The sequence below is a fragment of the Pseudomonas sp. 3MAES_34.3B genome (assembly GCF_058145875.1).
In genome coordinates this window covers 1,409,637-1,424,626 of the sequence record NZ_CM176960.1, presented here as the reverse complement: position 1 = coordinate 1,424,626, position 14,990 = coordinate 1,409,637, and the positions used below count along the sequence as shown (strand labels likewise).

General features: G+C 62.6%; 8 protein-coding genes and 1 other RNA gene. 5 read left to right on the top strand and 4 right to left on the bottom strand.

The features are described 5' to 3' along the window. The first annotated feature begins 5 nt into the window (after nucleotides 1-5). The 5 genes from AC3Z8Y_RS06370 (at nucleotide 6) to AC3Z8Y_RS06350 (ending at nucleotide 10,056) form a co-directional block, all read left to right on the top strand. Entirely contained in the window at nucleotides 6-4,991 is a 4,986-nt protein-coding gene (locus tag AC3Z8Y_RS06370) for an RHS repeat domain-containing protein (protein WP_490088931.1), read from the top strand. 98 nt (nucleotides 4,992-5,089) lie between these two features. Further along, nucleotides 5,090-5,623 (top strand): fimbrial protein, encoded by a 534-nt coding sequence (locus tag AC3Z8Y_RS06365; protein ID WP_490088930.1) that lies wholly within the window; start codon nucleotides 5,090-5,092, stop codon nucleotides 5,621-5,623. 60 nt (nucleotides 5,624-5,683) lie between these two features. Beyond that, on the top strand, nucleotides 5,684-6,418 hold the full coding sequence (locus AC3Z8Y_RS06360; protein ID WP_490089949.1) for a fimbrial biogenesis chaperone: 735 nt from the start codon (nucleotides 5,684-5,686) through the stop codon (nucleotides 6,416-6,418). Between the two features lie 18 nt (nucleotides 6,419-6,436). Continuing rightward, nucleotides 6,437-8,923 (top strand): fimbria/pilus outer membrane usher protein, encoded by a 2,487-nt coding sequence (locus tag AC3Z8Y_RS06355; RefSeq protein ID WP_490088929.1) that lies wholly within the window; start codon nucleotides 6,437-6,439, stop codon nucleotides 8,921-8,923. A gap of 29 nt (nucleotides 8,924-8,952) precedes the next feature. Then, the gene (locus AC3Z8Y_RS06350) at nucleotides 8,953-10,056 is read left to right on the top strand and encodes a fimbrial protein (RefSeq protein ID WP_490088928.1); all 1,104 of its coding nucleotides are present in this window, start codon (nucleotides 8,953-8,955) and stop codon (nucleotides 10,054-10,056) included. Nucleotides 10,057-10,145: 89 nt separating this feature from the next. Here AC3Z8Y_RS06350 and ffs read toward each other — a convergent pair. From ffs to zipA, 4 genes are all read right to left on the bottom strand, one after another. Continuing rightward, nucleotides 10,146-10,242, bottom strand: an RNA gene (gene ffs, locus AC3Z8Y_RS06345) — signal recognition particle sRNA small type. A 101-nt stretch (nucleotides 10,243-10,343) separates the two neighbouring features. After that, nucleotides 10,344-11,522, bottom strand: a complete 1,179-nt coding sequence (locus AC3Z8Y_RS06340; protein ID WP_490088927.1) for a zinc-binding metallopeptidase family protein — start codon at nucleotides 11,520-11,522, stop codon at nucleotides 10,344-10,346. Nucleotides 11,523-11,623: 101 nt separating this feature from the next. Further along, nucleotides 11,624-13,948 (bottom strand): NAD-dependent DNA ligase LigA, encoded by a 2,325-nt coding sequence (gene ligA, locus AC3Z8Y_RS06335; protein WP_490088926.1) that lies wholly within the window; start codon nucleotides 13,946-13,948, stop codon nucleotides 11,624-11,626. Nucleotides 13,949-14,067: 119 nt separating this feature from the next. Further along, nucleotides 14,068-14,877, bottom strand: coding sequence for a cell division protein ZipA (gene zipA, locus AC3Z8Y_RS06330; protein ID WP_181114936.1), 810 nt, complete (start codon nucleotides 14,875-14,877; stop codon nucleotides 14,068-14,070). Nucleotides 14,878-14,990 lie beyond the last annotated feature (113 nt).

Below are 14,990 nucleotides of genomic sequence, written 5' to 3'. Positions count from 1 at the left end.
CATTCATGAGCGCGTCAACCGAAGTTCAATCCAACGCTTCCAATTTCGGTGATTTTCTTAGTGCGGGCGTGGACCCTCGCACCGGGCACTTCATGTTGAACATCAACTTGCCTACCTTCGGCAGCAATGACCTGATGGGCCCTACCCTCGCGCTTGCGTTGAGCTACAACTTGCTCAACCGGCAAAATCATGGCTTTGGTAAAGGCTGGAGTTTGAATCTCAGCCGCTATAGCCCTGACAACAATCGGGTGCTTAGCCTGAGAACCGGTGAGACATTCTCGGTGACCGCGCCCAGTACGGGCGATCAGCCTGCACCTATCGAAGAACAGAAAATTCCTGGTTTTCATTTACACGCGGCGGATCTTTCCAATGGGCCTTACCGTGTCGTTCACCGGTCGGGCGAAGTGGAACATCTGACCCAGTTCGAACCGCTCGATGGCAGGGTAGCCTTGCCTACCCGCCTGACAGGGCCGCTCGGCCATGGCTTGACCCTTCAGCACAACCTGAGCGCAGATTCCCGGGGGGCGCGCCTTGAAACCGTACTGGACGATAACGGTAACGTATTACTGAACTTGGAATATTACGTGGATCGGGTGATCGCTCGTCTGGCGCCCGAAGGGAACGAGGCACAACTGCGGCTGGATTTCATACTCACCAGTGACCGCCTCACACGTGTGGAGGTTCAGGGCATCCCCAACGCTGCCTGGACGCTACGTTACCAGGCGATCCGCGGCTACGATTGCATTGTGGAAGCGCGAACCCCACAGGGCACGATCGAGCTGCTGGACTACGCCGACGGTGGCCATACGTTCCCGGGGCACGTAGGGCTGGCGCTGCCGCGGGTGACTTCGCACCGGCTGTACCCCGGCGCTGGCATGCCTATGGTCGAGACCGCATGGGCGTATTCTCCCAACAACTACCTGGGCTATGGCGGCACGCAGAGGCCCTGGCAGAATGACGGCACTGATCAGTTGTACGAAGTCACCGAGCCCGACTTCCGCTACTACACCGTGGAACGTTTGCTTGCGCCGGAATCAGGCGAGCAACCCGCCGCAACATCGCTGCGTGAAATCCGCCGTACTTACAACCGCTTCCACCAAATGGTGGAGCAACGCACCGAGCGCAATGGCCATGTACTGACCGAGGCAATTGCGTACTACACCGACGACAACAAGCAATTTCGCGACCAACCCGCGTACTTTCAGCTGCCCCGCGTGCGCCAGGTGCGCTGGGAAAAGGCAGGAGGGGCCCGCGGCGAGAAAACCGAGCACCGCTATGACACCCACGGCAACCTTGTATGGCAGCAGGGTGCGGATGGCACTGTGGAGGAGTACGAATACTATCCGCCCGAAGGCGACGGTGACGCCTGCCCGCCGGAGCCCAACGGCTTCTCGAACCTGCTCAAGTGCAAGCGCATCGTGCCAAGCGAAGGCAGGCCCGGCGAGGCTCCAGTACGTCAAACGGTATACCGCTATGTTCGCCTGCCCGCACTTTCCGGCATCGACACACCGGGGCTGAATGTGCTTGCCGAAGCGTGCCTCCAATGGGTCGACGGTGAGCACGTAGAGGAGCTGTCGCGGGAAACAACCGAATACCACAACGTGCCCAGCGACCGTTTGCTGCATGGGCGCGTTGCGCGGCAGCGCTCACAGGTCAACGGTTACACCGCTGTTACCGAGTTCACCTATAGCGCCAGCGGCAATGGACTGCGGGACCGGGCCATCACTATCCAAACCATCAGCCTGGGCCATGACAGGCAGGGGAAGGGTCACCGCAGCGCAGACGCCATTATCAGCGAGCGGACCGTCAACTGCCTGACTGGGACCGAACGAGCAACCCGTGACAACGAAGGCGTGGTACAGCGCACGGAGTACGACGCGCTAGGCCGCGCTGTGAGCGAAACCATCGAGGGGCCTGGGGCCGCCAGCCGAACCTACCGCTATGCCTTTGCCGGGGTGGACGGCAATAGTGAAGGCAACCAAACCGTGGCTATCGACGTAAATGGCGTAGAAGTGACGACCGTGGCGGATGGGCTGGCGCGCCCTGTGAGGGTATTTCGCAGCCTGGTCAGCGGCGTGCAGGGAGACGCTATCTCCCGCTTTGCCTACGACGAACTGGGCCATTGCACCGAACAGGTGGAATTTGACGACTACCCCGGCGCGCCCAGTGAGCTGATCACGCGCCGCAGCTTCGACGACTGGGGCAATCTGAGCCGTGTCACCGGCCCGGATGGCGTGATTACGGTGACCCAAACCTCGCTCACGCCGCTGGCGCCCGCTGCAAGCACCCTGCTGCGGTGGCAGGAGCATTCGGCCTTGCCCGGCGAGCGCCTGAGCGAAACCTTCACCCAATACAACACGTTCGGCAAGCCCGATTACGAAGAACGCCGTATGAATGAAGGTACAACGCGGCGGTCGGCTGACCGTATGGAATACCTTTACGACGGCCTGGGCCGATGCATTCGGCAAACCGAAACCTTGCCGATGAAACCGGGCAGAGGCCTGAACGCCCATACCCGCACCACAGCTTTTGCCTATGACGCGTGGGATCGCGTCTGTACTACCACTCGCCCGGACAAGAGCGAGCTCAGAACAACCTTTGCCCCGTTCAGCTCGCAAGCGCTGGCTACAAAACTGACCCTGGACGGAAACGGGCAACAGTTCGATGTTGGCGAGCAAACGTTCGACCACCTTGGGCGATTGCTCGAGCGAGGCCACGGCACGTTGCACGAAACGCTGGAATACACACCGGGCTCCCTGCTAGTGAACGCCCGCACCTTGGCAAATGGGCAACGCCTCGCCTACCAATATGAACCTTCCTTGACCACTACACCCACCCAGGTGAGCGGCGGCGGGGAGGCGCAGCTGTTCGAATACGACGCGCGCACCGGCCTGGTCACCGGCGGCGAAGCCAACCAGGCTTCCACCTCGTTCCTCTACAACCGGCTGGGGGAAGTGGAGCAGAGCACTCTAAAAGACCAGCAGTACCCCGACCATGTCACTACCTTCACCCATTCGCGGCAGGGGCGAAGGCTTGGCCGCGCGGCCACCGAAACAACACCTGGCACCCACGAGTATGACTCAGCCGGGCGGTTGGCCCGCACGACGCAGGGGCTGGTTGACACCGTGCACACCTACAACCCGCTGGGGTTGCTGGCTGAAACCACCACTACCGCGCCCGACGGTGAATGCCGCACACGCCGTTACTATGACAGTTTGGGGCGCGAGGTAGAGCGCCGGGTAAACCTCACTGGGATGGCCGAGTGGGTGATACGCCAGACCTGGAGCGACGACGACCTGCTCCTGCGCCGCCAATTCGAAAGCAATGGGCAGCCTTGCCTGGAGGAGGCCTTTGAATACGACTTGCTTGGCCGGCTTAACTATTGCACATACAAGGGAGACGAAGGTTGGCTGCCTACGGACCGGTTCGGCCAGCGGATCGCCTCAGAGACGGTGGAGTTCGACGCCTTGGGTAATATCGAGCGGGTAATCACCACGTTTACTGGCGGAGGCGCCCGGGTCCAAGCCGTACACGAGTACGATCCACGTAATCGCTCGCAATTGGTCGCTATCAATTACCTGTCCGATGACGCTCGTTACCCTGCCAGGGAAAGCTTCACGTATGACAGCCTGGGTTGCCTGACCCAGGCTGGGGAGGGGCGGACGTTCGGGTACGACTTGCGCGGCCGGCTGACCGAAGCGGCCATCAAGGGCGGGGCCGTGCGGACCTACCGCTACGACCCCCATGATGAACTGTTGGGCACCACAGACGCAGGCCTTGAGGAAACACGGTATTTCTATGACGGCTTGAGCGTGAGCCACACCACCTCGCCCACTGGCAAAGTGCAGTACCAGTACGACGGCGACGGCCACGCTGTGGCGGAACACGCCCCCTCGCAAGCAACGCGGTTGCTGGCTACGGATGCCAACGGCAGTATCCGCGCCAGCCACCAGGACGGCACGGTTGCAATGACCGGGTACGACGCATGGGGCAACCCTAATGCCTCATTGGCCAGCACCTTGGGCTACAACGGCGAACGGCATGACAGCCTGCTCGATGGCTACCTGTTGGGCCAGGGTTACCGGGCATATCTGCCGCGCCTGCGCCGGTTCAACGCACCCGACTCCGCCAGCCCCTTCGACGGAGGCGGTCTTAACCCCTACGCCTATGCCGGGGGCAACCCCGTCACCTTCCACGACCCTACCGGCCATTTCACCAGCGAGGTCGCGGGACCACGGCGGATTCCCGAGCCCCAGCCTGTGCCTGAACCGAGTTGGTGGCAAAAGTGGATGCCTGTGGCGATAGGCGTTGTTACCACGGTAGTGTTTACGATGGTCTTCCCTCCAGCGAGTGCAGCGGCATGGGCGCTGGTGCTGGGCACGGCCGCAGCTTCCACGACCTGGAACGCCTTGGTCGCAGCGGAGGTGGTCGAAGACAGCCCGGTAGCGTTCTTCGCGTTTCTGGCCTTCGACCTGGCTGCGGAGCCGCTGGCGGCAAGGCTGGCAGGTAGCGCTGGGCGGGCAGCCTCAAAAGCCCCCTCAAGATCGTCAAGCATTGCTTCGCTGGGCGAGCCTTGGATCATGATACCTCGCAGGAAGCGTCTGAATCGTTTCGAGAGGGCACGCACTCTTTCTCACTGGCCTCTTAACTCTGGTAGCAGTCGCCCAAATTTACTGTCCGCCGACTTTACCCTTCCTGGTCCGAGAGCACCTAGAAATTCCACAGATAGCGAAATTCCAATTCCGAGCTATCTCTCTGAGTCAAACGAGCCTGTTTTGGCTAATACCGCAGTCCAGATAAGCACGCCCACCATGAAGCCCGTCCGTCCAGCTGAAGTACCCTCCTTTGCTGCTCAGAAAGCACTACCAAAGGGCCCGCAGAGGCTATCAGCCTCTAGGAGGCTGGTTACAACCGCCAGCCATCTCAACAGGGATGGGGTTCCATCGGTAAGAAGTACGGCAATGGAGTTGGCCAATGCTGTTATTTATTAAAATATAAGAATCTACCTAATACCTCCTGTCCTCCGCTCCCCCTAAAGTGCGGCGCGCGCCTGCCCCATCAGGCGCCGTCACACTTCAAGGAGCTCTACATGAAACGTATTTCACTCGCCGTCGCCTTCATGGCTGCGAGCACCGCCGCAATGGCGAACACCGGCACTATCCAGTTCAAGGGAAAGATTACCGACGCAACCTGCGCGATCGAAGTCATCGATCCGATTTCCGGCTCGAACAACAACATGATCCAGCTGGGCACATACAACAAAGCGTATTTCACCGCTGCCAATGTTCGCACCCCTGCCCGCCCGTTCCAACTGTGGATCAAGGATGCGAGCAAATGCGGCCTCAGCGATGGCGACACGGTCAGCGTGACCTACACCGGCCTGGACGGTGCGGTCGGTGATTATTTCCAGATCAAGCAGGGCACTGGCGCGGCGGGCAGCGTTGCTGTTGCGCTGAAGGACCGCAACAGCGGCGACATCAAGCCCAATACCCCCACCATCACCTATCCCATCACCAGTGGCGAAAATCGCCTGAACTTCTCCGCTTCCATGATCGCCACCGCTGCCACGGTGACTGCCGGTTACGTGGATTCCGATATCCAGTTCGTCGTCAACCTGCCTTGACTGTCAGCCAGCCCCAGCGTTGCGACGCTGGGGCTGGCCCCGCCGGAGTGTTCCATGTTCATGCCTTTTTCTCGGGGCCGCCCTTCGCGCGCCCTGGCGTCGGCGCTCGCCTTGTGGCTGGCGTTCGCCGCCGCGCCTTCCCACGGCGCCTTGACCATCGGTGCCACACGCGTGGTATTCGAGGGCGCTCAACGCAACACTACAGTAATGGTGCGCAACCCTTCCAGCCAGGTATTCGCCGCGCAGGTGTGGGTGAACACCGAGGCGGACGATACCACCACGGCGGTGCCCTTCATGCCATCCCCCGGGTTGTTCCGGCTGGACCCCGGCAAGGAGCAACTGGTACGCATCAACGGCCTGCCCAACGAGTTGCCGCAGGACCGCGAATCGCTGTTCTTCTTCAATCTGCAAGAAATCCCTCAAGCCCGGCCAGGGGCTGACACCGCCAACGTACTGACCATTGCCTTGCGTACCCGGATCAAGGTGTTTTACCGCCCGACTGCCATCAAGGGCGACCCTCACAAGCATCTGGGCGAACTCGCATGGCATTGGGATGCCACTGCACGCCAACTGGTCGTGCGTAACCCTACGCCGTACCACATCACCTTCAAGCGCCTCACCGTTGCCGAAGGTGATGCAGGGCGAGTGGAGCCCGGCATGGTCGCACCCTTCGCCGACCAACGCTTCGACCTCCCCGAGGGCCAAGGGCAGCCAAAACAGGTGCGGTTCAGTGCCATCAACGATTACGGCGGCATCAGCGAACCCCTGAGCGTCACCGTACAGCCACTTCCCTGAGCGTCGGAGCGTAGTGCAATGATTCGATCCGATAAGCGCCCAGGCGTCAGCATTCGCCGAGGGCAGGCGCTGGCATTCACCGTGCCTGGCTTGTTGGCAGCCAGCATCCAGGCCAGTGCCGACCCCGTCCGCTTCAACCCAGGTTTTCTTTACCCCGGCACCGCCGGCACCGCCGCGCTCGCTGCCCTGGAGCAAGGCAGCACCCTCAGCCCCGGCCGTCACACCGTGCGGTTGCTGGTCAACCGCGAAGACCTTGGGCAACACGTGGTGTCGTTCGAGGCTGATGCCAAGGGGGACGTGCAGCCTTGCCTTTCCACCGCCTGGCTGGAAGCCCTTGGCTTACGGTTGGACACCGTGCAAGACCCTGCACTGCTTGACCCTGCGTGCGTCGATTTACCCGCCGCCGTCCCGGCCGCCACTGCTGTAATGGATGTTCAGGACATGACCCTGAGCCTGTCGCTGCCACAGGCCTTCATGCGCCGCGTAGCCACCGGCTACGTGGACCCCGCCCGCTGGGACGATGGCATCAATGCCGGATTCATCAACTATCAGGTGTCCGCTCAGCGCAGCAGTGGCCGTGCCAGCCGCCGGGCCGGCGAAGACGTGCTATTGACCACCGGGGTCAACCTGGGCCCCTGGCAACTGCGCGGCGGCTTCAACCTGCGCAGCGATGAACACGAACGTCACTGGCTGCGAAACTACACCTACCTGCGCCGGGACGTGCCGGGCCTGAACGCCAACATCACTGTGGGTGAAGCCAGCACCGGCGGGGACGTGTTTTCCTCGCAGCCTATCCTGGGTGCGGTATTGGCCAGCGACCTGGGCATGTTGCCCGACAGTTTGCAGGCCTACGCCCCAGTCATAAGGGGCGTTGCCCTCAGCCGAGCCAAGGTAGAGGTGCGCCAGAACGGCTATACCGTGTACAACAGTTATGTGAGCGCGGGGCCGTTCACGTTGGATGATCTGGCAATATCGGGCAATGGTGAACTGGAAATCATCGTTACCGAGGCCGACGGCCAAGTCCGGCGCTTCACTCAACCTTATGCCACGCTCGGCAACCTGTTGCGCCAAGGCACATGGCGTTACGAAGGATCGGTTGGTCGCTATAACCCCTCCTACACCGCGCTGGGCCAACCGCTGCTGGCACAAGCCAGCCTCGCCCGGGGGCTGGCCTGGAACACAACACTCTATGGGGGCGTGCGCCACGCCGATTTCTACCAGGCAGGCACCCTTGGCGCAGCGCGAGACCTGGGCCGATGGGGGGCGTTGGCGGCAGACGTTACCCTGTCGCGCAGCCAAAGCGCCACGGGCGATGGGCTCCATGGCCAAAGCTATGCGGTGCGCTACGGCAAGGCGTTCCCCACCCGCACCTACCTGCGCTTCGCCGGCTATCGCTATTCCACGGAAAACTATCGGGACTTCAACGAAGCCGTGTACGAACACAGCCGCTACGCGGGATTCAGCGGCAACCGACGCAGCCGCTTCGAGGCCTCGCTCAATCAGCCGCTGGGCCGCAGCACTTCCACTGCACTCACCCTCTCCCAAGAGGACTATTGGGGCGATCGCCCGAGCCGGCGGCAGTTCCACTTCAGTGTGAGTACCTCGCACCGCTCGGTTCAATACAGCGCCTACGCGACTCAGTCCCTCACCCATTACAGCGGCCAAGCCCATAATGACCGCCAGTTTGGCGTGGCGGTGTCTATCCCCTTGGACTTCGGCAACTGGTCCACGGTGTCTCTCGATGGGTTACGCAGCCAGAACCAATGGTCCCGGCGCGCAACCTTCAGCACGCTCGACCAGGAACGTGGCTTGAACTACAGCGCCTCGCTCGCTCAATCCGGTCAGGCGCCCACCAACGCCGCAGCCACTGTTGGCTACCAAGGCCAATGGGGCAGTTACAGCCTGGGCTACAGCGCAGGCCAGGATTACCGCAGCCTTTCGGCCAGTGCTTCGGGTTCGCTGGTGGCCCATCGGGACGGCATCGTGCTGGGCTCCATGGCCGGAGACACCATGGCGCTGGTACACGTACCCGGCATCGAGGGCGTTGGCGTGGCGAACAGCGGGCGCACCCTCACCAACGCCGACGGTTATAGCGTAGTGCCGTACCTGCGGCCGTATCGAGTTAACACGGTCACCCTGGATACCGGCCAATTGGGCCCGGATGTGGAGATCGAGAACGGTGCTCAACAGGTGGTCCCGCGCCGGGGCGCTATCGTCCGCGCGGCTTTCGAGGCGCGTAAGGTCAACCGCCTCATTCTGCAGGTAGTGGACCGGGCTGGCGCCCCACTGCCCTTCGGAACCGAAGCCGTAGCAGCGAACGGAGACGTGCTTGGCATGGTGGGCCAAGGGGGCCAATTGCTACTGGCCACCTCCCTCGATCGGCAAACCCTGACGCTGGCCCGGGAAAGCGGAGAACGCCCCTGCACCTTGGCCCTTACCCCCGCAGCTTGGCCAGAACGCGACGGCTTCCGGCAGCAGCGCGTGACCTGCGACTTACCCTTGTGACCCTGCCACTTCAGGTTTCAACACCGACGATGAAAAACACATGCTTGATACTATTGGGCGCAGCGCTGGCGACAGCGGCTGCGCCCAGCCATGCCCGTTCGCCTGTTACCCGCTTGCCCGATCACGGCTGCTATTGGAGCAACGGCAGCGGGCCCATGCCGTTCGTTCGAGACTTCGGCGTTGCCTTCGTCGCCCGCGATGCTCCGCCCGGAGCGGTAATCGGCCAGGCCCGCGCCGAAAAAGGCGATTATCAAACCAATGGCGAAGTGGAGTGTGCGAACAGGCACGGCAGTTCTCCCCCCATAACCTTCGAAACCACCACCACGGCCGCGCTGGTGCCGCCCCCTCCGGTGAATGCCCCGCCCTATCTGCCGCAGCGGCTACTGGCCACGAACGTTCCAGGCATCGCCGTACAGATCGAATATGGGCTGCCGTTCAACGGCCCGGCGCAGTACAGCGTTTTCACCCCCGTGGACGGCTTGCCGCCGATCCCACCCTTCGCCGCAGTCATGCATTGGTCCAGCGATGCGTTCAGATGGGCATATTCCGGCGGCCATGCATACCTCACACTGGTAAAGACCGGCCCGATCGCGCCGGGCGTGCATCAAGTGCTCCCACACGTGCTGTATACGGGTTCGTTCTCCGATATCGGCCTGACGCTCACGTATGCCGTCACCGGGACGGTGATCCAGGCTCAATGTGACGTAGGCGCCAGCACCCCCTCTTATGTGGAATTGGGGAACTGGAACCGCAGCCACTTTACCGCACCGGGCACCACGACCACGGAAGTGCCATTCGTACTGGAACTGGAGAACTGCGCGGACGACCCCACTAACGGGAGCACGGATATCTACCTGCAGTTCGACCCCCAACGGGGCTCTTACCCGGTGGATGGGGCTAATGGAATATTCTCGCTCACACCCGCATCGACTGCCGCAGGCATAGGTGTGCAGGTGTTGCGCGGCGACGGCACACCGATGCCGCTCAACCGTATAGTACAGATGCAGCGCCTTCCGGGGGGCGGCTCGACGCAATTACCCTTCCTGGTGAGGTTCTACCAGACCGGGACACCGGGCGAAGTTACGCCGGGCAACGCCGATGCCTACCTGGGGTTCACGCTCAGTTATCTGTAGCCACGAGAGGTCCGGCCGAAAGGTCGGGCTTGGCTGCCGAAGCGCAAGTCAGGAATAAACAGGGAGGGGAACGATAAGTAAGGTGGCAACCCCACCAGCCACACCCCGGCACACAATGTTCCCGCTGTGGCTGCTCCCTTCCGGGCCTGACCAGGTTAACGGGTAATCGTTGCGGGGGGACCGATGGGGTCGCCATAACGCACGCTTGCCGGGTTGCCCGGTAAGCGGGGGCCATTGTACCGATGTGGCGGTGAGATACAACCGCCACGGCAAAAAAAGCCGTCAACTCAAGCCGTTGGCGTTGCCTCCACCTGCAGCACGTCGTCGGCCCGGCCACCGGCGTCCTGTATCACCAGATGAATGAAATGCAGTTTGGCGATTACCGCCGGTGGCAACACGAACGGGTAGAAGTCCGGCTGGCCCATGGCACGGGACAGCTCGTTGAGCATGCCCGCCAATTCGATCCAGTTGTTCACGAATGCGAGAAACGCCGCACCGCTCTCGTGAGTAGGGTCGTACAGGGTTTGCAGTGGGAAGCGCGGGTAGGTCAGCTCCATGCGCCGCGCGCTCATGCCAAAGCCCAGCGCCGTATCCACCGCATCCATCATGTGCAGGTAGTGCGCCCAGGTTTCGGCCCAGTCCTCCCAAGGGTGCATGGTGGCGTAGCTGCTCACATGCCGCTCTTCCCAGCCGGCGGGCGGGCCTTGCTCGTAGTGGCGGCTCAAGGCCTGGCCGTAGTCGGCCTGCTCATCGCCGAACACCGCTCGAAACTTCTCCAGCCACGGCGTTCCAGCGATCAGCCTGTCCCAGTAGTAATGGCCCACTTCGTGGCGGAAATGGCCGAGCAACGTGCGATAGGGCTCGTGCATCTGCTGACGTACCTGCTCACGGTGGGCGTCATCCGCTTCGCTGATATCCAACGTGATCAGCCCGTTCGCATGCCCGGTGGTAGGTGCGGTGCCATCTATCGCTGTGCCCACGAAGTCAAAGCACAGCCCGCGGGCGTCGTCTTCGGTCTTGGGAATCACCTTCAGGCCCAGGTTGATCAGCTGTGCCACCAGCCGGCGCTTGGCCGCCTCGACCTTGCGCCAGTGCTCGTGGTTTTCCGGGATGGACAGGTCGGGAATGGTGCGGTTGAGCCGGCAGGCGGCGCACAGCGGGTTGGGGTCGCTGGCCGGGATCAGCCAGTTGCACGCCGCTGGGGTATCAAGGTTGGCGCAGCGGCGCACCGGGCCTGCTTCAGGCGCGGCGTCCAGGTACCAGGTACCGGTTTGTTCGGCTTCGCCAAGCGAGGAAACGACATTGAACCCTGGCAGGTAGCCCAGCGCGTGCTCGCACGCCAGGCACAGGCTGTTGTTGAAAAAGATTGACTGCCCGCATTGGCAATCCCAAACGCTGCTGTGACGCGCGCCCTGCTCGGAGGGGGTGGCGATGCGGGATGAAATGTTTTCGAAATAACGGTACATGGCGCGCTTCCAGTGGGCTACGCCAGAGTGGATACGAAACCGCGGGCAGGGTTCCGCTGGGGTTACCGTTGGTTGCCCAGCGCCCAGCCCGTTTCGCCGTACTAACCGGCCAGGAAGGCCAACAGCTGGGCTTCGTCCATCACGGCCACCCCCAACTGCTGCGCCTTGGCCAGTTTGCTCCCCGCCCCCGGCCCTGCCACCACGGTGTGGGTTTTCGCAGACACCGAACCCGCCACTTTGGCGCCCAATGCTTCGAGCTTTTCCTTGGCTTCGTCGCGGCTCATGCTTTCCAGCGTGCCGGTGAGCACCCAGGTTTGCCCCGCCAGGGGCAGCCCTTCCACGGTGCGTTTGGCGCTGCTCCAATGCATGCCGAAATCTCGTAGTTGCGCCTCCACTGCCAAGGCAGCCTCACGCCGGGCGGGGTCGGCGAAGTAGGTGCGCAGGGCTTCGGCGGCGCGTTCGTTCACGGTTTGCCGCAAGTCGAGCCAGTCTGCCTCAGCCAGGGCCTGCAGCGAACCGAAGCGCTCGGCCAGCTTCTGCGCCGCCCCTGGGCCTACGTAGGGGATCTCCAGCTTGGCCACCAGGCCATCGAAAGTCGTAGCCGCCGCATACTCGGCATGCAGCTCGCCTTCGTCCTGCAGCGCCACGCCGCGCTCCAGCAGTTGGGCGATGACGGTGCGGTTGTGTTCCTCTTCGAAGAAGTGGCCGATTTCGTAGGCAACTTCGCTGCCGATGTCTGGCAGATAGGTGAGCACGAGGGGAAGCGCGGCCATGATCCGCTCAAGGCTGCCCAGCGAACGGGCCAGCACCTTGGCGGTTTCCTCGCCTACATCGGGGATGCCCAAGGCGAAGATAAACCGTGCCAGCGAGGGCTTGCGGCTGGCGTCGATGGCGGCGATCAGGTTGCGGCTGGAGATTTCAGCGAAGCCTTCCAGGCCAAGTACCTGTTCCTGGGTGAGCTGGTACAGGTCGGCCGGCGAGCGCACCAGGCCGGTATCCACCAACTGCTCGACGATCTTGTCGCCCAGGCCGTCGATGTCCATGGCACGCCGGGACACAAAGTGGATGATCGCCTGCTTGAGCTGCGCGGCACAGGCCAGCCGGCCCACACAGCGGTACACCGCGCCTTCGGTCACTACCTGCTTGCCCTTGCTGCGTTTGATCAGCTGAGTGCGCTCCACCTCCGAGCCGCATACCGGGCAGTGAGTGGGCACGGCCACGGGCTGCGCATCGGCCGGGCGGCGCTCCAGTACCACTTGCATCACCTGCGGGATCACGTCCCCGGCGCGACGGATGATCACTGTGTCGCCGATCATCACACCCAGCCGGGCCACTTCGTCCATGTTATGCAGAGTAGCGTTGGCCACGGTCACGCCCGCGACCTTCACCGGCTTGAGCCGGGCAACCGGCGTGACCGCACCCGTGCGCCCCACCTGAAATTCCACGCCCAGCAGTTCGGTGAGCTCTTCCATGGCGGGGAATTTATGCGCAATGGCCCAGCGCGGTTCACGGGAACGGAAGCCCAGCTCGCGCTGCGCCGCAAGGCTGTTGACCTTGAACACTACACCGTCGATTTCGTAGGCGAGCGCGTTACGGCGCTCACCGATGCTGTGGTAGTACGCCAGGCATTCCTGCGGCCCCTTGGCCAGCTTCAGCTCGTGGCTGATGGGCAGGCCCCATTGCTGCAACTGCTTGAGGTTGCCGATGTGGGTATCGGCAATGTCATGGCTGACCTGGCCGATACCGTAGCAGCAGAACTCCAGCGGGCGGCTGGCGGTGATGCGCGAATCCAGCTGGCGCAGGCTGCCGGCGGCGGCGTTTCGCGGGTTGGCGAAGGTCTTGCCGCCCGCCTCGGCCTGGGCAGCGTTCAAGCGCTCGAAGCCCGCCTTGGTCATGTACACCTCGCCGCGCACTTCCAGCGTGGCCGGCCAGCCGCTGCCCTTGAGTTTGAGCGGGATGTTGCGCACGGTGCGCACGTTGGCGCTGATGTCCTCGCCGGTGGTGCCATCGCCGCGGGTGGCGCCTCGCTGCAACTGCCCGTCCACGTACAGCAGGCTCACTGCCAAGCCGTCCAGCTTGGGCTCGCAGCTGTACTCGATCACTTGCCCCTTGCCGGCATCCAGGCCTTCGGCCACGCGCCGGTCGAAGTCCAGCAGGTCCGTTTCAGCGAAGGCGTTGCCCAGGCTGAGCATGGGGATTTCGTGGCGGATCTGGCTGAAGGCCGTTTGCGCGCTGCCGCCTACCCGCTGGGTGGGTGAATCTGGCGTGATCAGCGTGGGGTTGTCTGCCTCCAGCGCCTGAAGCTCCCGGAACAGCCGGTCGTACTCAGCGTCGGGCACGCTCGGCTCGTCCAGCACATAGTAGCGGTAGTTGTGCTCGTCCAGTTCGGCGCGCAGTTCAAGGATTCGAGTCTGGGCAGTGGTCATGGGCAAAGGGTCCGGCCTGCGCGAGCGGCACAAGTGCGCTCGCGGTTAAACGAAAGGGGTAAAAACCAAAAAAGCCAGCCCGCCGCAGGGCGAGTCTGGCTTTTCAACCATAGCGCGGGTCAGCGCTTCTGGGTGAGCGCGCGGCGCTCGAACTCCACGATGCGCTGGCGGTAGTGCTCGATGGTTTGCGCGGTGAGTACGCTGCGCTGGTCATCCTTGAGCTCGCCGTCCAGTTCGTGGGCCAGCTTGCGCGCGGCAGCCACCATCACCTCGAAGGCAGGCTTGGGATGGCGCGGGCCCGGCAGCCCCAGGAAGAAGCTCACGGCGCGGGTGGTGAAGTGGTCGATGTCGTCCAGGTCGAACACGCCAGGCTTCACCGCGTTGGCCATGGAGAACAGCACCTCACCGTTGCCGGCCATGCTTTCGTGGCGGTGGAAGATGTCCATGTCACCAAAGCGCAGGCCGCTTTCAAGGATGTTCTGCAACAGCGCAGGGCCCTTGAAGCCGTTCGGGTCGCGGGAAATCACGTTGATCACCAGCACTTCTTCCACGGGCGCCGGCTCTTCGCCGAAGCCCTCGGCGTCATCGAGGCCGAAGTCTTCGCGGGCGTTCATCCGCGGTTCGTCTACCGCCAGCTCGGTTACCCGCGGCGCTTCCTGCGGCTTGCGTCGGCGCGATTCGCGGCTGGGCGCGGTCATCGACGGCAGGTCGGTTTCGTCCAGTTGCGGTTCCTGGTGGGTATCAAGTACCCGAGGCGGGCCCAGTACTTCAGTTGGCCCCTCTTCATCCGGCAGGTTGGAGAAACTACGATCCAGCCTGAACTTAAGCTTGCCCTTGCCGCCGCGCATGCGGCGCCAGCCGTCGAAAAGAATGCCGGCAATCACGATGATGCCGATGACGATCAGCCACTCGCGCAGACCGATTTCCATGAAGTCCTGTGCCTCAAAAAAGATGTCAAAAATGGGTTAGGTAAAAAACCCTTTAAAACGTAGCCCCAAGCCTATGTTCTGGTTGGTGTTTTTGCCACGTGTACAAAAATATG

Bases quoted from the DNA above. Each gene is read 5' to 3' on its own strand.
- AC3Z8Y_RS06370 (WP_490088931.1), top strand. From the start codon at position 6: ATGAGCGCGTCAACCGAAGTTCAATCCAACGCTTCCAATTTCGGTGAT.
- AC3Z8Y_RS06365 (WP_490088930.1), top strand. From the start codon at position 5,090: ATGAAACGTATTTCACTCGCCGTCGCCTTCATGGCTGCGAGCACCGCC.
- AC3Z8Y_RS06360 (WP_490089949.1), top strand. From the start codon at position 5,684: ATGCCTTTTTCTCGGGGCCGCCCTTCGCGCGCCCTGGCGTCGGCGCTC.
- AC3Z8Y_RS06355 (WP_490088929.1), top strand. From the start codon at position 6,437: ATGATTCGATCCGATAAGCGCCCAGGCGTCAGCATTCGCCGAGGGCAG.
- AC3Z8Y_RS06350 (WP_490088928.1), top strand. From the start codon at position 8,953: ATGAAAAACACATGCTTGATACTATTGGGCGCAGCGCTGGCGACAGCG.
- AC3Z8Y_RS06340 (WP_490088927.1), bottom strand. From the start codon at position 11,522: ATGTACCGTTATTTCGAAAACATTTCATCCCGCATCGCCACCCCCTCC.
- ligA (WP_490088926.1), bottom strand. From the start codon at position 13,948: ATGACCACTGCCCAGACTCGAATCCTTGAACTGCGCGCCGAACTGGAC.
- zipA (WP_181114936.1), bottom strand. From the start codon at position 14,877: ATGGAAATCGGTCTGCGCGAGTGGCTGATCGTCATCGGCATCATCGTG.